The following is a 22,902-nucleotide window of genomic DNA, read 5'->3' on the forward strand; positions in this document are numbered from 1 at the left end:
GATGCCCTGCCTGGTTTATCGGCAGAGTCGCGGGAAAATGAAGACGGGGTCAGGCGTCATTCTTCGCGCGTTGCCTGCAATTTGCCAGCAGGCTTTCCTGCGCCGGGATGGCCGTCGGCGCGACTCAGTAAGTCACGGTGACTGTCACGACGTCCCGGTAGCTGTCCGGCCGCACGTTGGCGCTGCCGCCGAGTACGCGGCCATACAGGGTCAGCGCCTGGGCCTGGCCGGAGCCGGTGCCCGCGACGGTGTTGCTGCCGGTGACACTGCCCCAGGGGCTGGAGCGGCCGGCATCGCGGTAGAGCCGGTAGGCCACCGTGTCCGTGTTGCCGGGCATGCCTCCCGTCGGCGCCATGACCCCGGCGCCGGTCGTCGCGCCATTGGATGGCGACAGCGCGACCGTGTAGGCCGTGGGTGTCGTGCAGGTGACGTTGATCGCACTGGCCTGGTCGATATTGGCGGCGCCGGGAAGCCCCGCGACGGTACCGAAGTTCAGCGGATCGGCCGTGACCAGGCAACTTTTGGCGATGGTCGCGTTGACCACGAAGGGGAACTGCCCACCCGTCTGCCCACCGCACGTCGACGGCGCGGAGGATGTGCTCGTCGTGAACGTGATCGACGTGTGAACTCCGGCGAAATTGTCCTGGTACGAGCCCGGAGGCGCCGTGCCCTGGAGGGCGAGCAATTCCCCGCGCATGGCGGCGCTGTTTCCGGCGGAAGACCGGCTAGGAATGCTCATGTTGACGGTGTAGGGGTTCGGCACCACCCCGCTTCCAGTCGACCCCCAAATCGTGCCGCTCGTCCCTTGGTAGAGCTGGAACTTCAAGGTATCACCCGCGCCGCTCTTCATGACGCGCGGATTGAAATTGGTGAGGCCTTCATTGCCGTCGCCAATGTTGAAGCAGATCTGGACGAACTCGGTGGCGTTGCCAGTGTTGTTGCACGTGTAGCTCAGCGTGGCGGTGGCAGGCGTTGGCGTGCCGCCGCTGACCAGATCGACCGTGCCGAAAGCCAGGCCCGTCATCGTCGCGGAGCAGCTGACGGCGGCCTGGGCGCTGCCCGCCGGCAGCCCCCAGAGCATCATGCAGATCAAGGGCAGGCGCAGGGCCTGCAAAGTACGGGTCAGAAGAATCATGGCGTCTTGGCCTCCCTGGCACAGCGCAAAGGCCCGATCTGCGGAATATCGGCACCGTTCTTTCGGTGGTCGAAGCTGGCCCGGCAATGGCCGTCGGGCGTCTGCACATCGATCGTGTTGCGGGGCTCGAGCGACTCGAGGTACACCGCCCCGTCGAAACCGACCAAGGCCGGCTCGCTGCCCTGTCCATTGATGCGCACGCGGCTGCCCAGCGGCAGGGGATTGCCCGCCTCGTCCACCAGCAGGAGCGCAGCCGCGCTGACCGGCGTGATGCCGAATCGCACCAGCGTGCCGGCACGATCGCTTGGCGTGGCGACTGTTTTCACGCGCTCGATCCTTACGTCGGCAGGCAATTGCATCGGATCGATGGACAACTGGTTGTTCTGGTAGGCCCTCAGCGGCGCCACCAGGAGCATGCCCTGACCGTCGGTGGTGCCGATATCCCGGTTCTCCAGCTTCACCGGCACGCCGGCAATGCCGTCGGTGGAAACCACTGCGAAGGCATCGTCGATGCGTCGGGCCGCAAAGGGCTGGCCGCCCATGAACGCGATCGAGCCCGTGGCACCGGCATAGGCGTAGCGGCTGTCGCCGAGCACGCTGATGCCGGCCATGGCGCGGCCGTAGCGGCCCAGGTAATCGACCTCGGCCTGCCCGCCGTTCTGGCCGCCGCCCTGGCGCAGGCCGGCGCGCCAGCCGATGCCGCCGTCGCTTGGCATCGAACTCTGCGCGTCCGCGGTATGGACTGTGCGGTCGCGGTCGCGCTGGAGCCCGGCGCTGACCGTGACATTGCCGTCCAGCGCCCAGGTGAAGCCGACGAAGAGGCTGCGCTCCCGGCGTTGGTCGAGGTCCTGATTGAGGCTCACATTCACCGAGGCACTGCGTCCCAGCGACCTGAACCAGTACACGCTCGCCATGCGCGCCGCCGCCTGCGCGGGATAGCGCAGGTAAAGGTAGCTGAGGCCGAAACTGCCGAAGTCTTTGGTGGTGTAGCCGATCGACGCCCGGCCCGAACCGCGTGGCGGCGCGCTGCCGTACAGGGATGCGACGTCGCGGTATTCGCTGCGCGTGCGCGTGCCTTCGAGCGCGAAATTGAAATGGTTGTCGCGCCAGCTGTAGCCCAGGTTGAGCAGTGAGCCCTTCTCTCCGCGGTAGCTGCTCTGCGCCACGGCACCCGCAAGCACGCCGCCTTGGCCGAGCAGCCAGGCGCCGCCAACACCAACCTTGAGCAGCCCTTTGGTGGTCTCGCCGTGCGCCTCCACCGTGAAACTCTTGTTCACGCCGTAGCGCCAGGTGCCGGTGGCGGCGGGATCGCTGCCGTAGTCGAACGAGCGCAAGCCGTAGTTCTTGCGCACCATGCCCAGATCGACGGACCAGTCGGACAGGCCTGCCTCAAGCAGCCGCTGCGTGTCGTACAGCGAGAAATCGAGCGTCGTGACACGGCCGAAGGCATCAGTGAGCACCACCTGGGCATTGCCCGCGCCGTTGATGCTCGGAACCGTGTTGAGCTGGAAGGGCCCCGCCGGTACCTGGCCCGTGTACTGGCGCATGCCGTTGATATACAGCTCCACCTGCGACGGCAGCGTGGCCGACCCCAAAAACGCCGGCAACGGCGTGGTGGTTTGATAGGGCCGCAGCGCAAAATTGCGCGAAAGCTGGATGCCTGCGATCCGCGTGGAGCGCGACCACGGCAGCGAGGCCGTGGTGGTGTCACCCACGCGAAGGGTCAGCATTTCATCGGGGTACGACGTGCTCAAGGTGGTGTCGAGCCGGACCGAGTCGTGCTTCCAGTCCTCTTCATCTCTGCGGGCTGAGCGCGACATCATCGTGTTGCTGAACACCGTGCTTGCGCTGAAAGCTCGCAGTTCGGTGAGCGCGTTCAAGCTGGACGTGTTGCCGCGCCCCTGCGTGCCATAGAGGTCGTAGTTGAGCAGCAAGCCAGTCGAAGCGCTGGCCTTCGACGCGATGATCTTCGATGTGTCGACCACGGTCGTTGGCAGGCGCAGTACATCGGCCGTGGCACTGATTGCAACGCTCTGACTTGCGACGTCGTACTTGACCTGCACCCCCGGGAGGCTCTCGAGTCCCACCGGATCGGACACGCCCGCCGGCAGCACGAAGCCCAACTGCCGCAGGGTGGCGACACTGGCCCACAGTTCCTGCCCGCGCAGCGCGAAGTGCACGAGGCCCTGCGGATTGCCGTTGAGGCTCAGTTCCAGAAAGAGGTCGCTGCCACTCGGTCCGGAGAGGTCGCCCTCCGCGGGTGCGACCACCCGCGAGCTCGAGCCGGCTGCAGCGTTCCCGGCCTGAGCGGCGAATGACACCAGACCGGAAAGAAGCAGCAGTGGCAGCAGGCGCTCAGCGGACGCGTTGAAGCGGCGGCATCTTTTCCTGCGTCGCATTGCCATTGATCTTTGTTTCCAGAACGCCGCCGAGGGCAAAGGCCTCTGCGGAAGTCTTCAGGGGCCAACGCATGCTCGCGCCCGGCAAGACGTAGCCCATCAAGCCGGCATGCACCGCCGTGCGTCGGCCGACGGTATCGACAAACTCCAGGTCGGCAAGCTGTGCATGCATGCCGCCGCTGTTGACAACTTCAAGCACCGCCTGGCCGCCTTCGCCGCGCAGCGACCATGTGAGCCGGGGCGCAGCAGTTGACTGTGGTGCGCCCGCAGCCGCAATGAAGATGGGCACCGAGTAGCGCAGCACCAGTTGCAGGCCCTTCTTTTCCTTCACCTCGACCGGCAACTCGTCAATGATGACCCGATACGAGCTTTCGACCGCGCTGGCAGGAACGCCAGCGCGGATGACACGAATCAGCTGCCGTTCGGACGCGGCCAACTGCACCATCGGCGGGCTCACAAGGAGTTCGCGCGAGGGCGTCAGTTTTTCGGCACCGTTCTCTTGTGACCAGTGATAGACCCGCACCTGGGCGTGCACCACGCTGTCGCCGGCATTGCTGAGCCAAAGGCCATCGGCGTTCTGCGTGGCCTGGAGCGTCAGCGTGACCGGAGAAACCTGCAGTCCACTCGCCGAGGCGACTGCATGCGCCAGGACAAGCGCGAGGACAAAGGTGTAGCGCAGCAAGCGGGGCACGGGCAATCGCTCGATCAGTAGTTGACCTGGACGGTCACGGTGTCGATGTAGGCACCGGGGGTCACGTTGGCATTCGCGACCGTGGCCCACACGGGGATCGTTTGAGCAGCGCCGGTGCCGGTGCCGGCCACACCGTTGCCAACCGAGGTGGCCGTGGCAGTGCTGCCCCAGACGGGCCCCGTCGCGCTCACCGAACGGAGCTGGTAGGCCACGGTGTCCGGGCCGGCCACGACGGGGCTCATCACGCCACCGCCGGTGGTGCTGTTGTTCGAGGGCAGCAGACCGACGTTGTAGGGCGTCGACTTGGAGCAGGTCACGCTGATGCTGTTGCTGGCGGACAGGTCGGTGGCGTAGGAAGCCACCGAGCCGAAATCGATGTTCGATGTCGGACCCGCGATGACCACGCAGGCCTTGTTCACGTTGATGAGGACCTGGAATGTGGAGGTGCTCGTTGCCGCTACCGCCGCGCTGGTGGTGGAGATTGCAAGAACGGCTGCGAGGAGGAAAGAAGGGTTTTTCATGAGAAATGCTTACAGATGTCAACAAAACAGAGCACTCGGTGCATCGGATGGGTTGATACGGAGGCAACCGAGAGTCCAAGGACCCCCAATTAATTAATTGTTGACTTTTGACGACAATTTGTATTAGGGGTGGGCGGATGTTACGGAAAGAGTCGACAAGGGACCGCCGCTCCCCGCCGGTTATTCACGGGCTTTTGTGACTTCTGTTGCGAAATACAAGCTGAAGAAAGAAGAGTCCCGAGGCCGTCGTTGCGCGGGTTGACCACCACGTCGACCCAATCCGGTGCATTTGGACTGGCACGTCGCTTGCATAACCTGACCACTTGCTCTGATTAAGCGGTCAAAAACACCATGCGCGTGCTCGTCGTCTATTGCCACCCGGTCGAAACCAGCTTCCATGCCGCCCTGCACCAGGAGGTGCTGAAGAACCTGCGCGCCGCCGGGCACGAGGTGGACGACTGCGACCTCTATGCCGAGGGCTTCAACCCGGTGCTGTCGCGCGAGGAGCGGCTGGGCTACCACGACGTGCCGTCCAACCAGCTGCCGCTCGCGCCCTACGTGGAGCGGCTGCAGTGGGCCGAGGGCATCGTGTTCTGCTTCCCCACGTGGTGCTTCGGCCTGCCGGCCATGCTCAAGGGCTACTTCGACCGGCTCTTCATGCCCGGCGTGGCCTTCGACATCAGCGACCCGGCCAACGTGAAGCCGATGCTCACGCACATCAAGCGCATCAGCGCCGTGGTCACCTATGGCCGCCCGCGCTGGATGGCGATGTACATGGGCGACCCGCCACGAAAGATCGTGACGCGCTACATGAAGCGGCTCACCGGCCAGAAGGCCAAGGTGGACTACCACGCCCACTACCACATGAACATCGCGACCGAGCCCCAGCTCAAGCGCTTCATGGCGCGCGTGGGCCAGGCGATGGCGCGCTTCGCATGAACGCGCCCGCGCACATCGACAACCTGCGGCTGCCGCGCTGGTTGCTGCCGGCGGACTGGCCGCTGCACGAGGGCGTGCCGGTGCTGGCGCGCATCGAGATCGAGGCGGGCCGCGTGCATTCGGTGCGGCCGATGCGCGCTGCCGACCTGCCCGCCTCGTCGGGCTGGGACGCCGCCGGCAGGCTGGCGCTGCCCGGCTTCGTCGACGCGCACACGCACCTCGACAAGACCTTCACGCTGCCGCGCATGAAAGAGGTGCGGCCGGGCCTGCTCGGTGCCATCGACGCGATGCTCGCCGACCGCGTGCACTGGACATTCGCCGACGTGCGCGAGCGCGCCTCGCGCGGCCTGCAGTGGGCCTGGGAATGCGGCACCACGCATGTGCGCACGCACGTCGACTGGTGGGAGCCCGAGTCGCTGCCGATGGCCTGGCCGGTGATGGCCGAACTCGCGCAGGAATGGGCCGGCAAGGTGCGGCTGGAGCAGGTGAGCCTCATCAAGCTGCCGCTGTTCGAAGACGCGGCGCAGGCAATGCGGCTGGCCAAGCAGGTGAAGGCCACCGGGCCGCATGCGCTGCTCGGCGGCTTCGTGCACTCCACCAACTGGAGCGAGAACGCGCTGCGCAACCTGCTGGTGGCGGCGCAGGCCTGCGACCTCGACATCGACCTGCATGTGGACGAAGAGCTCAACGCCGCAGCGGTCGGATTGCAGACCACGGCGCGCATCCTGCGCGAGATCGGCTACGAAGGCCGCGTGGTCTGCGGCCACATCTGCGCGCTCTCCGTCCAGCCCGAGGCGCAGGCCTTCGCCACGCTCGACGCGGTGGCGCGCGCGCCCATCACCGTGGTGTCGCTGCCCGCCACCAACCTGCTGCTGCAGGACGCCGTCACCGGCCGCACGCCGCGCCAGCGCGGCATCACGCTGGTGAAGGAAGCGCGCGAGCGCGGCATTCCGCTGCTGTTCGCGAGCGACAACGTGCAAGACCCCTTCTGCCGGCTCGGCAGCTTCGACCCGGTGGAAGCGCTGGGCACCGCCGCGCTGGTGGCCCAGCTCGACGAGCCCTTCGACAGCTGGTCGCAGACGCTGTGCCGCGGCGACTGGCTGCAGCGCGCGCCGGCGGCAGCCAGCCCCACGCTGGTCGGCGCCAAGGCCGATCTCGTGCTGTTCACGCAGGCCGACCGCCACGGCTGGCCCTCGCGCACCGCCACCCGCGTGGTGCTGCGCGACGGCCGGGTGACGCACGGCGACGCGACGCCCTTCTTCACCAAGTAAAGAACACAAGGACTCCCTATGCTCCACGGCTACATCCCGCCCCACCGCTTCCTGCCCTACCTGAGCTGGACCGAAATCGCCGCGCTGCCCGACCGCGAGAACACCGTCATCGTGCTGCCCTGCGGCGCCATCGAGCAGCACGGGCCGCACCTGCCGTGCTCGGTCGACAGCGTCATCTCGTCGGGCGTGATGGGCAAGGCGCTCGAGAAGCTGCCGGCGGATGTGCGCGCCTTCGCGCTGCCGCCCATCACCTACGGCAAGTCGGAGGAGCATTTGCACTTTCCCGGCACCATGACGCTGACCGGCACCACGCTGCTCGCGACCGTGACCGAGATCGGCGAGTCGGTGTACCGCGCGGGCTTTCGCAAGCTGCTGTTCGCCAACGGCCACGGCGGCCAGCCGCAGGTGCTGGAGATGGCCGCGCGCGAACTGCGCCTGCGCCACGGCGACTTCGTGGTGGTGCCGCACGGCGTGTCGCGCCTGCCGAGCGCGGCCAGCAAGCAGGTGAGCGAGCAGGAGAAGAAGCTCGCGATGCACGCCGGCCATTCCGAGACCGCGCTGATGCTCGCGCTGGCGCCCGAGACGGTGCACATGGAGCGCGCGGTTGCCAACTTCCCGCCGCCCTTTCCCATCAAGCTGCTGTCGGCCGACGGCCGCCCGGCCTGCGCCTGGACCGCGCGCGACTTCGGCCCGAGCGGCGTCATCGGCGACCCGACCACGGCCACGCGCGAACAGGGCGAAGCCATTCTCGAAACGCTCTCCGACAGCTGGGTGCAGGCGCTGACGGAGCTCCACGCGCTGCGCTGGGTCGTGCGGGAGGAAGCCACCTGGGAGCGCGGGCACCAGCAGGGCTTCATCCAGCAGCAGTTCGAAGCCGCCTGAGCCTGCTTCTTGCATCGGCCCGTTCACCGCATTCTTTTTCCCCGAAAACTCTCCAGCCTCCGAAAGGTCCCCACCATGCGCTCCTTCGCACTGTCCCTGGCCGGCGCCGCCGCCATCGCCTTCCTCGCCACCGCGCCCGCGCAGGCCGAGGACAAGTTCACCTACATGACCAACTGGTACGCGCAGGCCGAGCACGGCGGCTTCTACCAGGCCGTGGCGCAGGGCATCTACAAGAAGTACGGCCTGGACGTGACCATCAAGATGGGCGGCCCGCAGGTCAACATCACGCAGATGATGGCCGCCGGCCAGGCCGACTGCATCATGGGCTCGAGCGACATCCAGATGATGCAGGTGCGCGAAGGCGGCGTGCCGGTGGTCAACGTGGCGGCGTTCTTCCAGAAGGACCCGCAGGTGCTGATCGCGCACGACGACGTGAAGAAGTTCGAAGACCTGAAGGGCAAGACGCTGCTCATCGGCGCGCAGGCGCAGCGCGGCTACTGGCCCTGGCTGAAGGCCAAGTTCGGCTTCACCGACGAGCAGACGCGCCCCTATACCTTCAACATCCAGCCCTTCGTGGCCGACAAGAACACCGCGCAGCAGGGCTACCTGACCTCCGAGCCCTACGCCATCCAGAAGGCCGGCGTGAAGAGCACGGTGCTGATGTTCAGCGACCACGGCTTCCCGGCCTACGCCACCACCGTGTCGTGCATGGAAAAGACGCTGAAGGACCGCAACAAGCAGGTCGCCGCCTTCGTGAAGGCCTCGGCCGAAGGCTGGAAGAGCTACCTCGCCGATCCGGCGCCCGCCAACGCGCTGATCAAGAAGGACAACCCCAACATGACCGACGACCAGCTGGCCTACAGCGTCGCCAAGCTCAAGGAGATGGGGATGATCACCGGCGGCGACGCGTCCAAGCTGGGCATCGGCGTGATGACCGATGCGCGCGCCAAGGCGAGCTACGACTTCCTCGTGAGCGCGAAGCTGCTCGACCCGGCCAAGGTCGAACTCGCAAAGACGTACAGCACCGAGTTCATCAAGGACGCCAAGGTCCTGCCCTGATCTTGCCAAGGCCCGCCGCATGAACCGCATCGAACCCCACACCCTGGCGCCACCGCCGGAACTCTCGCCTTCGGTGCCCGCCGTCGAAGTGCTCTCGGCCGAGAAGACCTACCCCAACGGCACGCAGGCGCTGCTGCCGGTGGACCTGTCGATCGCCGAGGGCGAATTCGTCACGCTGCTCGGACCCTCGGGCTGCGGCAAGAGCACGCTGCTGAAGATGGTGGCGGGCATGCTCGAGCCCAGCGACGGGCGGCTGCTGGTGTGGCGCAAGCCGGTGGGCCAGTTGCACGACAGCGCACGCAAGATGTCGTTCGTGTTCCAGTCGCCCACGCTGATGCCGTGGGCCAGCGTGCGCACCAACGTGCGGCTGCCGCTGGACCTGGCCGGCGTGCCGCGCAAGGAGGCCGACGCGCGGGTGATGGAGTCGCTCGCGCTGGTCGGGCTGGAGAAGTTCGCCGACGCGCTGCCGCGTGCGCTCTCGGGCGGCATGCAGATGCGCGTGTCGATCGCGCGCGGCCTCGTCACGCAGCCCGACCTGCTGCTGATGGACGAGCCCTTCGGCGCGCTCGACGAGATCACGCGCCACAAGCTCGACGCCGACCTGCTCGAGCTGTGGCGCAAGAAGAAGCTCACCGTGATCTTCGTGACGCACTCGATCCACGAAGCCGTGTTCCTGTCGAGCCGCGTGGTGATGATGGCCGCGCGTCCGGGCCGCGTGGTCGAGCAGTTCCACATCGACGAACCGTACCCGCGCAGCGCCGACTTCATGGTGACGCCCGAATTCGCGCGCCACGCCAAGCAACTGCAGGACAGCCTGCTGCGCGCCAGCAGCACCGACGAGGAGCACGCGCGATGAAGAAGAACATTCCCCTGATGAGCCAGCCGCGCGTGCAGCGCGTGCTGTACCCGGTGCTGATCGGCGTGGTGCTGGTGGCGCTGTGGCAGTGGATGGTGGTGGCGATGGAGCTGCCGGCCTACCTCGTGCCCTCGCCCTATCTGATGATGCAGACGCTGGTGACCGACTGGACGCCGCTGGGCAACGCGCTGCTGGTCACGCTCAAGATCACGCTGCTGTCGTTCCTGCTGGCCACGGTGGCGGGCGTGCTGATCTCGTTCCTGTTCGTGCAGAGCAAGCGCATCGAGACCGCGCTCTTTCCGTACGCGGTGCTGCTGCAGGTGACGCCCATCGTGGCGGTGGCGCCGCTGATCATCATCTGGGTGAAGAACCCCGTGGCCGCCATGACGGTGTGCGCGGCGCTGGTGGCGCTGTTCCCGATCATCAGCAACACCACGCTGGGCCTGCGCAGCATCGACCCCGACCTGCAGAGCTACTTCAAGCTCAACCGCGCGACGCGCTGGCAGCAGCTGGTGCGCCTGCGCATTCCGAGCGCGCTGCCGTACTTCTTCGGCGGCCTGCGCATCTCCAGCGGCCTCGCGCTGATCGGCGCGGTGGTGGCGGAGTTCGTCGCGGGCACGGGCGGTTCCGGCGCAGGGCTGGCCTACCAGATCCTGCAGGCGGGCTTCCAGCTGAACATCCCGCGCATGTTCGCCGCGCTGCTGCTCATTTCCCTCACCGGTGTCGCGCTCTTCGTGCTGATGGCCTGGCTCACCAAGGTGGCGCTGGGCTCGTGGCATGCGAGCGAACTTTCCCAGGATTGACCTTGACCATGAATGCTCCCGTTTCCGCCATCGAGCAACTGCTGCTCGAACTGCCCGACCTCGACTGGATCACCGACGAAAGCCGCGTCACGCGGCTGTCCTCCGACTTTTCCTGGTTCAGCCCCGTGCTGGTGCGCCAGCTCAAGGACAAGCGCGCCGACGTGGTCGTGCGCCCGCGCACCGAGGAAGAGATCCGCGCCGTGGTGGGTGCCTGCGCGCGCCGCGGCGTGCCCATCACCATCCGCGGCAGCGGCACCGGCAACTACGGCCAGACCACGCCGCTGGCCGGCGGCGTGGTGCTCGACATGACGGGCTACAACAGCTGCCTCTGGGTGCGCCCCGGCGTGGCGCGCGCGCAGGCCGGCATCCGCCTGGGCGAGCTCGAAAAGCAGACCAGGCCCACGGGGCAGGAGATGCGCTGCGTGCCCTCCACCTACCGCAGCGCGACGCTGGGCGGCCTGTTCGGCGGCGGCTTCGGCGGCGTGGGCTCCATCAACTACGGGCCGCTGGGCGCGCCGGGCAACGTGATCGGCATCCGCGCGATGAGCATCGAGGCCGAGCCGCAGGTCGTCGAACTGCGCGGCGCCGAGGCCATGCGCATGCACCACCTGTGGGGCACCAACGGACTGGTGCTGGAACTGGAGATCGCCCTGGCGCCCGCGCATCCGTGGCTCGAAACGCTGGTGACCTTCGACGACTTCGAGCGCGCACTGCACTTCGCCGACAAGCTCGCGCACGCGCCGGGCATCGTGAAGCGCGGCGTGAGCTTTTTCGCCGCCCCCATCTCCGACCATCTGGCGCAGCTCGCCGCGCACCTGCCCAAGGGCTGCCACACGGTGCTGTCGCTGGTGGCCGAATCGAGCGAGCCCGCGCTGCTGCAGCTGGTCGAAGCGCACGGCGGCACCGTGGGCTACCGCAAGACGGCGGCGGAGGTGCAGAAGAGCAACCGCACGCTGATGGAGTTCACCTGGAACCACACGACGCTGCACGCGCTCAAGATCGATCCGACGCTGACCTACCTGCAGAGCGGCTTCGTGCCCGGCAGGCATGTGGAGCAGGTGATCGAGATGGAAAAGCTGATGGGCGCGAACGGCGAGGTGATGATGCACCTGGAGTTCATCCGCAACGTGGCGGGCCTCATGACCTGCAGCGGGCTGCAGCTGGTGCGCTTCAGCACCGAGGAGCGGCTTCAGGAGATCATGCGCATCCACCGCGAGCACAACGTGCACATCAACAACCCGCACGTGAACATCGTGGAAGACGGCAAGGCCGGCGGGCCGCTGCCGCCCGAGGTCATCGCGGTGAAGAAGCGCTTCGACCCGATGGGGCTGCTGAACCCCGGCAAGCTGCGCGACTGGCCGGTGAAGGGCGCGGGGGGCGCCTGAGGCCGTTCAATCGCGGCCGCGGCGGCGCAGCAAGAAGGCTGCGGCCACGATGCCCATCGCCAGGATCCACAGCGGCCACAGCCCGAAGGGCGCGACCCAGCGCGCGTAGGGCGTGAGGCCGCGCCGGCCTTCGATGCTGGCTTCGAGCACGCCGCGCGTGAGGCGCGGCAGTTCGTGCGTCACGCGGCCTTCGGCGTCGATCACCACGGTGGCGCCGGTGTTGGTGGAGCGCACCATCGGCCGCGCGAATTCGAGCGCGCGCATGCGCGAGATGGAAAGGTGCTCGTCGATGGCCACCGAGTCGCCGAACCACGCGATGTTGCTCACGTTGAGCAGGATGGTCGGGGCGCTGGCCTCGTCGCGGAAGTTCGCGCCGATCTCGTCGCCGAACAAGTCTTCGTAGCAGATGTTCGGCGCGATGCGCTGGCCCTGCCAGACGAAGGGCGCCTGCGCGAGACCGCCACGCGCGAAGTCGCCGAGCGGGATGTTCATCATCTGGATGAACCAGCGAAAGCCCGTGGGAATGAATTCGCCGAACGGCACCAGGTGGTGCTTGCTGTACTGGTAGACCTGCGAGGCGCCGGGCTGGAAGCCCAGCACCGAGTTGCTGTAGGTGCCCGGGCCGCCGAGCCCCGTCATGGGCAAGCCGACGATGGCGGCCTGGCTGCCCTGGCTGTAGCGCGCCCGGATGGCGTCGAGGTAGCCGGGCGGCAGTTGCTGCGGCAGCAACGGCAAGGCGGTCTCGGGAGTGACGACGAGCGAAGCCTTGGCATCGCGCAGTTGCTCGCCGTACCAGCGCAATGCGGTCTCGATGCCGCCGCCCGGAATGAATTTCTCGTCCTGCGGGATGTTGCCCTGCAGGAGCGCGACGTTCAGGCTGCCGGTCGCGCCGCCCGCGCCCCGCACGTCGTCGCGAAGCGGCGCAACGAGATGCGGCACGGCGAACACCAGCGCGAGGAGCGCCACGCCCGGCACCGCGTCGGCCATGCGAACCGGGCGATGCAATGCGACCAGCGCAGCCACCAGCGCAGCCGCCGCCCCGATGCCGTAGACGCCCACCCACGGCGCGAGCGCCGCGAACGGCCCCTCGACGTGCGCATAGCCGCCAGCGCCCCATGGAAAGCCGGTGAACCAGCTGCCGCGCACGAGTTCGGCAAGTGTCCACAGCGCCGCGAACACCAGCGCGCCCGTCACACGCCCTTTCGGGCCGCGCACCACGAACCATGCCGCCGCCGCGGCGTAGTAGAGCCCCAGCGCGGCGGCCAGGGCCAGCACGGCAATGGCCGCCAGCGGCGCGGGCAGGCCCCCGTAGGTGTGCATCGAAATGAAGAGCCACCAGAAGCTGCCGGTGAGCCACGCGGTGGAGAACAGCCAGCCGTGCAGGCCGGCGCGGCGCCAGCCCGCTCCCTGCGCGCGCAGGCCGTCGAGCAGCCAGACCAGCGCGCCGAGCGACAGCAGCTGCAGCCACCACAGCGGCTTGCCGCCAGCGGGCGAAGCCATCGAAAGCGCCTGGGCGAGGCCGGCCGCACCGAAGCCGAGCAGGCGGAACAGGTTGGCGAGCGGGGAAGCCGGCGCGCGCGCCATCAGTCGGCCGCGTCGCTGCCGCGGGCCGGAGACACCTTGAACCAGCGCACCGCGCCGCCCTTGGTGTGCAGCACCACGAAGTCGAAGCCGCCCATCGCGTGGTGCTCGCCGCGCTTGGGCACGTGGCCCATCTCGTGCGCGATCAGCCCGCCGATGGTGTCGAAGTCTTCGCTGAGCTGCTCTTCGTTGAAGACGATGCCGAATGCCTCGGCCACGCGCTCGATGGGCGTGTCGCCGGAGACGCGGTAGGTGTGGTCGGCCAGGCCGAAGATGTCGCCTTCGTCCTCGGCGATGTCGAACTCGTCCTCGATCTCGCCGACGATCTGCTCGAGCACGTCCTCGATCGTGATGAGGCCGGCCACGCGGCCGAATTCGTCGATGACGATGGCCAGGTGGTTGCGGTTGCCGCGGAATTCGCGCAGCAGGTCGTTCAGGCCCTTGCTCTCGGGCACGAAGGTCGCCGGCCGCAGCAGCGCGCGGATGTTCAGGCCCGGCGCGCGCTGCAGCTTGAGCAGGTCCTTCGCGAGCAGGATGCCGATGATGTTTTCTTTTTCGCCCTCGTACACCGGGAAGCGCGAATGCGCGGTGTCGATGATGAGATGCAGCAGCGCGTCGAACGGGGCGTCGATGTTGATGATGTCCATGCGCGGCGCCGCGACCATCACGTCGCCGGCCGTCATGTCGGCCATGCGCAGCACGCCCTCGAGCATCACGCGCGACTCTGCGCCGATCACCTCGTTGTCCTCGGCGTCCGCCAGGGTTTCGATCAGCTCGTCGCGCGAGTCGGGACCGGGGTGGATGAATTCGGCGAGCTTCTGGAGAAAGCCGCGCTTGTCTTCCCGTTCTACGGGAGCGCGTTCAGGGTGAGGTTCGGCCACTGCGGGAGGGCGGAGTTGAGGAAGGGCAAGGATACCGGATTGCGTGTGACACGCTCCACCGTACGGCCGGCATAGGCCGTACGGGAACCGCCGGACGGGCTCAGGGGGCGGATTTCTTGCGGGCTTCGCGCATGCCGCTGCGCATTTCCTGCAGGCCTGCCAGGAAGGCCCAGAACTGCTTGGCGCGGCTCTTGAGGGCGAAGTCGACGGCGGCGTAGTGCTCGAGCGCGATTTCGCTCATGCGGCTGTCGAAGGTGGCGCTGGGCAGCTCCAGGTGGGCCTCGGCCTCGGAGCCGCTGCGCACCACGGTGGCGCCGGCGTTGCGGGCGATCTTCAGCATGGCGGCGTTCTCGCTCAGCGCATGGATGAAGAGCATGCCCACGCCTTCGTTGCGGGCCACGACCACGGCACGCTCGAACAAGCGGGCGCCATAGCCCCGGCCGCGCGCATGCGCCGAGACCGACACGCCGAATTCGGCGCAATCGCTGTGCTGGTCGCCGGGGGCGAAGGCCAGGTGCGCCATCGCGATCAGGTCGAGGCGGCGGTTGTAGATGCCGAAGAGTTCGTCGCGCTCGAAATCGAGGCTGTCGACGTAACGCTGGACCTGCTCGTCGGCCGCCGCGTAGCCGAAGCGCAGGTAGCGGTCGTGCGGGGAGAGTTCGAGCAGGTGGCGCGCGATGCGCTCGCGTTCGCGAGGACCGATCGAGCGGATCGGCACCATCACGGGTTGAGGCGCGCTGGCAGCGCGTGGTTGCGCCTCAACCATCGGCGCTTTCAGGAAAGAGCCAAGGCCGAGAGACGCCTTGAGAAGGGTCTTGGCGGTAAGCATGGCTCAAATGTAAGGGTTTTCCCTTAATCATCAAGCCGCCAGGGTCAATTGCGGGACACGGTCCGTGAATCAGTGCCGAGACGCGTGGCGCCCGTGCAACCCGGCTGCCTGGGTCGTCAAACAGGAACGGCTGTCGTGGCCTTGACGCGATCCAGCACGAAGCTGGTCTTGCAGTCTTCGACACTGGGGTGCTTGAGCAGCGTGTCCATGATGAAACGGCTGTAGTGGGCCATGTCGGCCACCACCACGCGCAGCAGGTAGTCCATGTCGCCGGTGAGCGCGGCGCACTCGACCACCTCGGGCCAGGTCTGGACGCTGGCGCGAAACAGGTCCATGGGGTTGCGCTTGTGGGTCTCGGTGTGCTTTTCGAGCCGCACGTTGAGGTAGGCGGTCAGCCCCAGGCCGATGGCTTCCGGCTGCACCAGGGCGACATAGCGGTCGATGACCCGGCTTTCCTCCAGCCGCTTGACCCGTCGCAGCACGGCGCTGGGCGACAGGCTCACCTGTTCCGCGAGTTGATCGTAAGTCGCGCGCCCGTCTGCTTGCAGCGTGCGCAGAATGAGCCTGTCAATCTTGTCCAGTGCTTCCATTTCCATATTCTTGCAGTTTTACTGCGCGAAGGCCATCGCAAGCGCCCGGAAACGCAGAAAACCTGAGAGCCATCCACCCTACATTGCATGACTGGCCGATTTCGCGCCTTTTCATTGAATACCCCACACCTTTCCGGAGACCACGCATGAGCCAAGCCGACGCACCCGCCTTCACCCCCTGGGAGAACCCCATGGGCACCGACGGCTTCGAATTCATCGAGTACGCGGCACCCGATCCGGTCGCCATGGGCAAGGTGTTCGAGCGCATGGGTTTCAAGGCCGTGGCCAAGCACCGCCACAAGAATGTGCTGCTGTATCGCCAGGGCACCATCAATTTCATCCTGAACGCCGAGCCCGACTCGTTTGCGCAGAAGTTCGCGCGCGAGCACGGCCCGAGCGTGTGCGCCATCGCCTTCCGCGTGCAGGACGCCAAGCAAGCCTACGAACGCGCCACCGCACTCGGCGCCTGGGGCTTTGCCGACAAGGCCGGCCCCGGCGAGCTGAACATCCCCGCCATCAAGGGCATCGGCGACAGCCTGATCTACCTGGTGGACCGCTGGCCCGGCAAGAACGGCGCGAAGCCCGGCGACATCGGCAACATCGGCTTCTACGACGTCGACTTCGAGGCGCTGCCCGGCGTCGCGCCCGAGCAGGCGCTCTCGCCGTTCGGCAACGGCCTGACCTACATCGACCACCTGACGCACAACGTGTATCGCGGCCGCATGAACGTCTGGGCCGGCTTCTACGAGAAGCTCTTCAACTTCCGCGAGATCAAGTACTTCGACATCGAAGGCCAGGTGACGGGCGTGAAGAGCAAGGCCATGACCAGCCCCTGCGGCAAGATCCGCATCCCGATCAACGAAGAGGGCAAGGAGCAGGCCGGCCAGATCCAAGAGTACCTGGACATGTACAAGGGCGAAGGCATCCAGCACATCGCCATGGGCTCGGACGACCTCTACGCCACCGTCGACGCGCTGCGCGCCAACGGCGTCACGCTGCTGGACACCATCGACACGTACTACGAGCTGGTCGACAAGCGCATCCCCGGCCACGGCGAGAGCGTGGAAGAGCTGCACAAGCGCAAGATCCTGATCGACGGCAAGAAGGACGCCCTGCTGCTGCAGATCTTCAGCGAGAACCAGCTCGGCCCGATCTTCTTCGAATTCATCCAGCGCAAGGGCGACGACGGCTTCGGCAACGGCAACTTCAAGGCGCTGTTCGAGAGCATCGAGCTCGACCAGATGCGCCGCGGCGTGCTGAGCGCCGCAAAATAAGCGCTTCTTCATTGCTCCAGGAGCCCGGCATGCGCAGCACGTTTTCGATCGGCCTGACCTTCATCGCGGCGGCTGCCGCCGTTCTTTCAGGCTGCGCCATGCCGCCGGCGGCAACGCCGATGGCCGGCTCGCACCTGGACGCGGTGCAAAAGGCCGCCGTGCTGCGCATCTGCACGCCGGGCGACTACAAGCCCTTCAGCTTCCAGAAGGCCGACGGGGCCTTCGAGGGCATCGACGTCGACCTCATGACGGGCTTCAGCGCCAGCCTCGGCGCAAAGCCGGAGTGGATCAAGACCACCTGGGCCAACCTGCTGCCCGACCTTGCCGCCGGCAAGTGCGACATCGCGGTGGGTGGCGTCTCGGTCACCACCGACCGGCAAAAGCGCGCCTTCTTCAGCGCGCCCTACATGGTCAACGGCAAGACGCCCATCGCACGCTGCGCCGACGTGGCCAAGTACCAGAGCGTGGCCGACATCGACAAGCCGTCGGTGCGTGTCATCTTCAATCCGGGCGGCAGCAACGAACGCTTCGCCCGCGCCAATTTCAAGCAGGCCAAACTCACGCTGCACGGCGAGAACGTGACGATCTTCGACGAGATCCTCGCGAACCGCGCCGATGTGTTCGTCACCGAGGCGGCCGAGGCCATCACGCAGCAGAAGCTCAAGCCGGGCCTGTGCGCGATCAATCCCGACAAGCCGCTGCAGTACGGCGAGATGGCCTGGATGCTGCCGCGCGACGACGTGGCATTCAAATCGTACGTCGACCAGTGGCTGCACCTGCAGCAGGCCGGCGGCGACTTCCAGCGCACGATGGACCGCTGGCTCAAGTAACCCTTCTTCTCCGAGATCGTTTTCCATGGACTCCCCCGCCGCAGCAGTTGTCACCCCCGCCGTGTATGGCGCCTCGGACCGCCCGCCGCGCGGCGACTACTCGCGCGGCGGCACCGTGCTGGCCGACTACACCTGCCCGCAGGACTGGGCGAGCTACACGGCCGCCGACCATGACACCTACAAGCGGCTCTACGAGCGGCAGGCCGCGCAATTGCCGGGGCTGGCCTGCGATGCCTTCATCAAGGCGCTGCCGTCGCTGGGCGTGAAGGACCGCATCCCGCGCTTCGAAGAACTCAACGAGCGGCTGCATCGCGCAACCGGCTGGGAGATCGTGGCGGTGCCGGGACTGATTCCCGAGCTGCCGTTCTTCACGCTGCTCGCGAACCGCAAGTTTCCGGTGACCGACTGGATCCGCAAGCCCGAGGAGTTCGACTACATCGTCGAACCCGACGTTTTCCACGACCTGTTCGGCCATGTGCCGATGCTGTTCGACCCGACCTTCGCCGACTATGTGCAGCGCTATGGCGCGGGTGGCATCAAGGCGCACGAGCTGGGTGCCGGCGAAAAGCTCGCGCGGCTGTATTGGTACACGGTGGAGTTCGGGCTGATCCGCCAGCCGGACGGCCTGCGCGCATACGGCGCCGGCATCCTCAGCTCGGTGGGCGAGCTGAAGCACGCGGTGCTCAGCGAAGAGCCGCTCAGGCTGCCGATCGACCTGCTGCGCGCCATGCGCACGCGCTACAAGATCGACACCTACCAGGCCAACTACTTCGTGATCGAAAGCTTCGCGCAGCTCTTCGACCTCACGGCGCCCGACTTCACGCCGCTGTACGAAGCGCTCGAGGTCGCCACCGACATCGAGGCCGGCGTGCTGCTGCCAGGCGAGACGGGCAAGGCCTGAGCCATTCGGTCGCCGCGCGGCTATCGCGCGCGCGACAGCGCAAGCCCGTTCCCTAGGACAAGCCCGCTGGCGGCGGAGGCGCACTGCCTCCCACAATCCGCGCCAAAGGAGCTTGCATGCAGACATCCGCGCGACAAAACTATCCTGCCGGCGTACCGCACGAGATTCATCCCGAGCAGTACCGGTCCTTGCCCCACATGTTCGAGGAAGCCTTCGGCCGCTATGCCGACCGGCCGTTCTCGGTCTGCATGGAGCGTTGGATGTCTTTTGGCGAACTCGACACGCTGTCGAAGGCGCTCGGCGCGTGGCTGCAGTCGCGCGGGCTCGAGCCGGGAGCGCGCGTGGCGATCATGCTGCCCAATATTCCGCAATTCGCGGTCACGATGTGCGGCGTGCTGCGCGCGGGCTACACATGCGTGAACGTCAATCCGCTGTACACGGCGCGCGAGCTGGAGCATCAGCTGAAGGATTCGGGCGCGACGGCCATCGTCATTCTCGAGAACTTCGCGTCGACGCTTGAAAAAGTGATCGAGCGCACGCCCGTGAAGCATGTGGTCGTGACGTCGATGGGCGACCTGCTCGGCGGCCTGTACGGCGCGTGGATCACGATCGCGGTGCGGCATCTGGCGAAGATCGTGCCGGCCTACAAGCTGCCCCTGAGCGACGAGCGCTCGGTCACGGCTTTCACGCAGGCGATCACCGAGGGACGCGGCCGCACGCTGGGGCCCGACCGCAGCACGCTCGACTCCGTCGCATTCCTGCAGTACACGGGCGGAACGACGGGTTTGTCGAAGGGCGCGGTGCTGACGCATCGCAACATCGTCGCCGCGACACTGCAGGCCGAAGCCTGGTTCACGCCGGCACTCGAACGTGCCGGCGACCTGTCGAAGGTCAACAGCATCGCGGCCCTGCCGCTGTATCACATCTTCGCGCTGACGCTGTGCCTGCTGGCGATCCGGCAGGGCTCTCACATGACGCTGATCCCTAACCCGCGCGACTTCAACAAGTTCATTGCGGTGCTGAAGAAGCGGCCCTTCCACATGCTGCCCGCGGTGAACACGCTGTTCAATGCGCTGTTGATGCATCCGGAATTCAAGACGCTCGATTTCTCGACGCTGTTCGTTTCGCAGGCGGGAGGCATGGCGGCCTCTGAAGGAACGGCACGCAAGTGGTTTGAGGTCACCGGCTGCCCGATGATCGAGGGCTGGGGAATGAGCGAGACCTGCGCGATCGGGACGAACAACCCCGTGTCAAACACCGAGTTCACTGGGACGATCGGGCTGCCGCTGCCGAGTATCGAGATCGCGATCAAGGACGACGAAGGCAATTCACTCCCCGTGGGGCAGTCCGGCGAACTCTGCATCAAGGGCCCCAACGTGATGGTGGGCTACTACAACCAGCCCGCCGAGACCGCAGCGGCGTTCACGGCAGATGGCTTCATGCGGACTGGCGATATCGCGGTGATGCAGGAAGATGGCTACAGCCGGATCGTCGATCGCAAGAAAGACATGATCCTGGTGAGCGGCTTCAACGTGTTTCCGAACGAGCTGGAAAACGTGATTTCGCTCTGCCCCGGGGTCGTCGAATGCGCGGCTGTGGGTGTACCCGACGAGAAGCAGGGAGAGGCGATCAAGGTGTTCGTGGTGCGAAGGGACCCGGCATTGACCGAGGACGCGGTGCTCCAGTATTGCCACTCGCAGCTCACCGGCTACAAGCGGCCCAAGCACATCGAGTTTCGGGAGTCGCTGCCGAAGACGAATGTGGGGAAGATCCTGCGGCGGGAGCTTCGCGCCAGCGCGGGCGCCTGAATGAGCCAATCGTCGGCAAGCGCCGGTCTTCCGGCGAACGTAATCGTGCTCGAGCGGGGATGGCTTTCTTCGAACAACATCTTGTTCCTGGGCGCCCACGAGACAGCAGTGGTCGACACCGGATATGCCACGCATGCGGAGCAGACGGTGGCACTGGTCGAGTCGGTGCTTGGAGATCGGGCGCTTGATCGCATCCTGAATACGCATCTGCATAGCGATCACTGCGGAGGCAACTCGGCGCTGGAGGAACGCTATCCATCAGTTCGCATCGAGATACCGCCTGGCGAGGCGGCGCTGGTGGAGCGGTGGGACGAAAGCGGCCTGAGTTTTTTGGCGACGGGACAGACTTGCCCGCGGTTCGGCTTCGGCGGACTATTGCAACCGGACACCGAGTGCATGCTGGGTGACAGGCCGTGGCAGGTTCATGCGGCACCTGGGCACGATCCGCACTCGATCATCTTGTTCGATGCAGCATCGCGAACGCTGATCTCCGCGGATGCGCTGTGGGAACACGGATTCGGGATTGCTTTTCCTGAGCTTGCTGGCGAGCCTTCATTCGGGGACATGGCGGCAACGCTGGACTTGATCGAATCGCTTAAGCCCTTGCGGGTGATTCCAGGACACGGTGCGATCTTCGACGACGTCAGCAAAGCTCTTTCTGTCGCACGCAAGCGCCTCGACGGATTGCTGCGCGATCCAGTCAAGCACGCGCGGCATGCGATCAAGGTGCTGATGAAATTCAAGCTGCTGGAAATGCAGGTTATGGCTCTCGAGGAATGGCGGCTGTGGCTGCACAGTACGCCGTACTTGGCCATGATTCATGCCCGGTTCTTTGGAGGCGTCGAATTCGATCAACTTACCGCTGATATCTTGCAGGAATTGATTGCGGCGGGAGCTGCGGAGAAAGACAAGATCGCGATTCGCAATCTTTGAAAGATGGGGCGTATTTGTCTGCTCGCGCAAAGCAAAAAACCCCAGTCATTTCTGACTGGGGTTTTCTGGGCTGTAAGAGCCTGACGATGACCTACTTTCACACGGGAACCCGCACTATCATCGGCGCTGAGTCGTTTCACTGTCCTGTTCGGGATGGGAAGGAGTGGTACCAACTCGCTATGGTCATCAGGCATAAAGGGTTGTCTGGTTGATCGGGAGATCAACCGGACGAATTCATAGAGTTTGGAATCAGCTTTTGGCGAATTGTTTTGAATGCGTCAACTTGGCATAACACCTTGATCTGTATTTTGATCAAAGTTATAGGGTCAAGCCGCACGAGCAATTAGTATCAGTTAGCTTAACGCATTACTGCGCTTCCACACCTGACCTATCAACGTCCTGGTCTTGAACGACTCTTCAGGGGGCTCAAGGCCCCGGCAGATCTCATCTTGAAACGAGTTTCCCGCTTAGATGCTTTCAGCGGTTATCTCTTCCACACTTAGCTACTCGGCAATGCCACTGGCGTGACAACCGATACACCAGAGGTGTGTCCACTCCGGTCCTCTCGTACTAGGAGCAGGCTTCCTCAAATCTGCAGCGCCCACGGAAGATAGGGACCAAACTGTCTCACGACGTTTTAAACCCAGCTCACGTACCTCTTTAAATGGCGAACAGCCATACCCTTGGGACCGGCTACAGCCCCAGGATGAGATGAGCCGACATCGAGGTGCCAAACACCGCCGTCGATATGAACTCTTGGGCGGTATCAGCCTGTTATCCCCAGAGTACCTTTTATCCGTTGAGCGATGGCCCTTCCATACAGAACCACCGGATCACTATGTCCTGCTTTCGCATCTGCTCGACTTGTCAGTCTCGCAGTTAAGCACGCTTATGCCATTGCACTATCGTCACGATGTCCGACCGTAACTAGCGTACCTTCGAACTCCTCCGTTACGCTTTGGGAGGAGACCGCCCCAGTCAAACTGCCTACCATGCACTGTCCCCGATCCAGATAATGGACCTAGGTTAGAACCTCAAACACACCAGGGTGGTATTTCAACGTTGGCTCCACAAGATCTAGCGACCCTGCTTCAAAGCCTCCCACCTATCCTACACAGATCTGTTCAAAGTCCAATACAAAGCTACAGTAAAGGTTCATGGGGTCTTTCCGTCTTTCCGCGGGGAGATTGCATCATCACAAACATTTCAACTTCGCTGAGTCTCAGGAGGAGACAGTGTGGCCATCGTTACGCCATTCGTGCAGGTCGGAACTTACCCGACAAGGAATTTCGCTACCTTAGGACCGTTATAGTTACGGCCGCCGTTTACTGGGA

At 65.4% G+C, this 22,902-nt stretch carries 20 protein-coding genes and 2 rRNA genes (1 of these 22 only partly in view); 12 read left to right on the forward strand and 10 right to left on the reverse strand.

The genetic code is table 11. The features are described 5' to 3' along the window. Positions 1–124: 124 nt before the first annotated feature. Genes WIX39_RS01010 through WIX39_RS01025 form a run of 4 tightly spaced genes read right to left on the reverse strand, consistent with a single transcriptional unit; the run spans position 125 to position 4,746 of the window. Positions 125–1,135 (reverse strand): Csu type fimbrial protein, encoded by a 1,011-nt coding sequence (locus WIX39_RS01010; RefSeq protein WP_106936693.1) that lies wholly within the window; start codon positions 1,133–1,135, stop codon positions 125–127. Next, positions 1,132–3,540 (reverse strand): fimbria/pilus outer membrane usher protein, encoded by a 2,409-nt coding sequence (locus WIX39_RS01015; protein ID WP_409194352.1) that lies wholly within the window; start codon positions 3,538–3,540, stop codon positions 1,132–1,134. Before WIX39_RS01015 ends, WIX39_RS01010 begins: the two co-directional genes overlap by 4 nt. Beyond that, positions 3,491–4,225: a fimbrial biogenesis chaperone gene (locus tag WIX39_RS01020; RefSeq protein ID WP_409194353.1), complete on the reverse strand. Its 735-nt coding sequence runs from the start codon at positions 4,223–4,225 to the stop codon at positions 3,491–3,493. Before WIX39_RS01020 ends, WIX39_RS01015 begins: the two co-directional genes overlap by 50 nt. Positions 4,226–4,239: 14 nt before the next feature. Continuing rightward, positions 4,240–4,746: a Csu type fimbrial protein gene (locus tag WIX39_RS01025; RefSeq protein ID WP_409194354.1), complete on the reverse strand. Its 507-nt coding sequence runs from the start codon at positions 4,744–4,746 to the stop codon at positions 4,240–4,242. A gap of 351 nt (positions 4,747–5,097) precedes the next feature. Here WIX39_RS01025 and WIX39_RS01030 point away from each other — a divergent pair, with 351 nt between their 5' ends. The 7 genes from WIX39_RS01030 to WIX39_RS01060 all read left to right on the forward strand — a co-directional run bounded on the left by WIX39_RS01030 (position 5,098) and on the right by WIX39_RS01060 (position 11,941). Next, positions 5,098–5,685 carry an NAD(P)H-dependent oxidoreductase gene (locus WIX39_RS01030; RefSeq protein ID WP_285414265.1) on the forward strand — a complete coding sequence of 196 codons (588 nt, stop codon included), beginning with the start codon at positions 5,098–5,100 and terminating at the stop codon, positions 5,683–5,685. Then, positions 5,682–6,956, forward strand: a complete 1,275-nt coding sequence (locus WIX39_RS01035; protein ID WP_409194355.1) for an amidohydrolase family protein — start codon at positions 5,682–5,684, stop codon at positions 6,954–6,956. Before WIX39_RS01030 ends, WIX39_RS01035 begins: the two co-directional genes overlap by 4 nt. A gap of 18 nt (positions 6,957–6,974) precedes the next feature. Continuing rightward, positions 6,975–7,838 carry a creatininase family protein gene (locus WIX39_RS01040; RefSeq protein WP_285414268.1) on the forward strand — a complete coding sequence of 288 codons (864 nt, stop codon included), beginning with the start codon at positions 6,975–6,977 and terminating at the stop codon, positions 7,836–7,838. A gap of 75 nt (positions 7,839–7,913) precedes the next feature. Beyond that, positions 7,914–8,897, forward strand: a complete 984-nt coding sequence (locus tag WIX39_RS01045; RefSeq protein ID WP_285414269.1) for an ABC transporter substrate-binding protein — start codon at positions 7,914–7,916, stop codon at positions 8,895–8,897. 19 nt (positions 8,898–8,916) lie between these two features. After that, positions 8,917–9,753: an ABC transporter ATP-binding protein gene (locus WIX39_RS01050; RefSeq protein ID WP_081270157.1), complete on the forward strand. Its 837-nt coding sequence runs from the start codon at positions 8,917–8,919 to the stop codon at positions 9,751–9,753. After that, positions 9,750–10,556, forward strand: coding sequence for an ABC transporter permease (locus WIX39_RS01055; protein WP_081270158.1), 807 nt, complete (start codon positions 9,750–9,752; stop codon positions 10,554–10,556). The genes WIX39_RS01050 and WIX39_RS01055 overlap by 4 nt, the downstream gene beginning before the upstream one ends. A gap of 8 nt (positions 10,557–10,564) precedes the next feature. Next, positions 10,565–11,941, forward strand: a complete 1,377-nt coding sequence (locus tag WIX39_RS01060; RefSeq protein ID WP_409194356.1) for an FAD-binding oxidoreductase — start codon at positions 10,565–10,567, stop codon at positions 11,939–11,941. Between the two features lie 6 nt (positions 11,942–11,947). On the opposite strand, the gene lnt is transcribed toward WIX39_RS01060, so the two are convergent. The 4 genes from lnt to WIX39_RS01080 form a co-directional block, all read right to left on the reverse strand. Then, on the reverse strand, positions 11,948–13,525 hold the full coding sequence (gene lnt / locus WIX39_RS01065; RefSeq protein WP_409194357.1) for an apolipoprotein N-acyltransferase: 1,578 nt from the start codon (positions 13,523–13,525) through the stop codon (positions 11,948–11,950). Next, the gene (locus WIX39_RS01070; protein WP_081270160.1) at positions 13,525–14,403 is read right to left on the reverse strand and encodes an HlyC/CorC family transporter; all 879 of its coding nucleotides are present in this window, start codon (positions 14,401–14,403) and stop codon (positions 13,525–13,527) included. The genes lnt and WIX39_RS01070 overlap by 1 nt, the downstream gene beginning before the upstream one ends. A gap of 100 nt (positions 14,404–14,503) precedes the next feature. Continuing rightward, complete coding sequence (locus WIX39_RS01075; protein WP_081270161.1) at positions 14,504–15,232, reverse strand: GNAT family N-acetyltransferase; 729 nt, start codon at positions 15,230–15,232, stop codon at positions 14,504–14,506. Positions 15,233–15,348: 116 nt separating this feature from the next. Continuing rightward, positions 15,349–15,822 carry an Lrp/AsnC family transcriptional regulator gene (locus tag WIX39_RS01080; RefSeq protein ID WP_081270170.1) on the reverse strand — a complete coding sequence of 158 codons (474 nt, stop codon included), beginning with the start codon at positions 15,820–15,822 and terminating at the stop codon, positions 15,349–15,351. 146 nt (positions 15,823–15,968) lie between these two features. On the opposite strand from WIX39_RS01080, the gene hppD reads away from it, so the two are divergent. The 5 genes from hppD (at position 15,969) to WIX39_RS01105 (ending at position 21,568) form a co-directional block, all read left to right on the forward strand. Further along, positions 15,969–17,096, forward strand: a complete 1,128-nt coding sequence (gene hppD, locus WIX39_RS01085; protein ID WP_081270162.1) for a 4-hydroxyphenylpyruvate dioxygenase — start codon at positions 15,969–15,971, stop codon at positions 17,094–17,096. A gap of 29 nt (positions 17,097–17,125) precedes the next feature. Further along, complete coding sequence (locus WIX39_RS01090) at positions 17,126–17,926, forward strand: transporter substrate-binding domain-containing protein (protein WP_106936683.1); 801 nt, start codon at positions 17,126–17,128, stop codon at positions 17,924–17,926. A gap of 25 nt (positions 17,927–17,951) precedes the next feature. Then, positions 17,952–18,827, forward strand: coding sequence for a phenylalanine 4-monooxygenase (phhA, locus tag WIX39_RS01095; protein WP_106936682.1), 876 nt, complete (start codon positions 17,952–17,954; stop codon positions 18,825–18,827). Between the two features lie 116 nt (positions 18,828–18,943). Further along, positions 18,944–20,635, forward strand: a complete 1,692-nt coding sequence (locus WIX39_RS01100) for an AMP-binding protein (protein WP_106936681.1) — start codon at positions 18,944–18,946, stop codon at positions 20,633–20,635. Further along, positions 20,636–21,568: an MBL fold metallo-hydrolase gene (locus WIX39_RS01105; RefSeq protein WP_409194358.1), complete on the forward strand. Its 933-nt coding sequence runs from the start codon at positions 20,636–20,638 to the stop codon at positions 21,566–21,568. Between the two features lie 78 nt (positions 21,569–21,646). Here the strand turns inward: WIX39_RS01105 and rrf are convergent. Further along, positions 21,647–21,759: ribosomal RNA gene (gene rrf / locus WIX39_RS01110) — 5S ribosomal RNA — on the reverse strand. Positions 21,760–21,890: 131 nt separating this feature from the next. Beyond that, positions 21,891–22,902 (reverse strand): 23S ribosomal RNA (locus tag WIX39_RS01115) (it continues 1,859 nt past the right edge of the window).

Source organism: Variovorax sp. AB1(2024) (assembly GCF_037482385.2).
In the GTDB taxonomy this organism is placed as follows: domain Bacteria; phylum Pseudomonadota; class Gammaproteobacteria; order Burkholderiales; family Burkholderiaceae_C; genus Variovorax.